The 594-nt window shown below is 65.2% G+C and carries 2 protein-coding genes; both read left to right on the plus strand.

What is annotated here, in order from left to right:
• Positions 1 to 189: DUF742 domain-containing protein (locus F5972_RS36825; protein ID WP_138463408.1), on the plus strand; the 189-nt coding region annotated here is incomplete at its 5' end.
• Positions 190 to 196: 7 nt separating this feature from the next.
• A partial coding sequence (locus F5972_RS36830; RefSeq protein ID WP_182878263.1) for a GTP-binding protein occupies positions 197 to 594 on the plus strand: 398 nt, incomplete at its 3' end.

Consider the following 594-nt stretch of genomic DNA (forward strand, 5'->3'; position numbering starts at 1 on the left):
CTGTGCCGTCAGGTGCGGTCGGTGGCGGAGGTGTCGGCGTTGCTGCGGATTCCGCTGGGTGTGGTTCGTGTGGTGATCGCGGACATGGCGGCGGAGGGGTTGGTGCATGTGCATCAGCCGCAGTTGGAGGCGGGTAAGCCGGATCTGAACTTGCTGGAAAGGGTGCTCAGTGGACTTCGCAGGCTCTAGCCGGGGGCTGACCTCGACGAAGATCGTGGTCGCGGGGGGTTTCGGTGTGGGCAAGACGACTTTCGTGGGGGCGGTGTCGGAGATTGTGCCGCTGACGACGGAGGCGGTGATGACCGACGCGTCGGCGGGTGTGGATGATGTGGGGCTGGTGCCGCACAAGACGACCACGACGGTGGCGATGGACTTCGGGCGGGTGTCGCTGGATCGGGATCTGATTCTGTATCTGTTCGGTACGCCGGGTCAGCATCGGTTCTGGTTCATGTGGGATGACCTGGTGAGGGGGGCGATCGGTGCGGTGGTGCTGGTCGACACCCGGCGGTTGGCCGACAGTTTTCCCGCGGTGGACTACTTCGAGGAGGCGCGGCTGCCGTTCGTCGTCGGCGTCAACGGCTTCGACGGGCAGTA

It is taken from the genome of Microbispora cellulosiformans, from assembly GCF_008728085.1.
Taxonomy (GTDB): domain Bacteria; phylum Actinomycetota; class Actinomycetes; order Streptosporangiales; family Streptosporangiaceae; genus Microbispora; species Microbispora amethystogenes.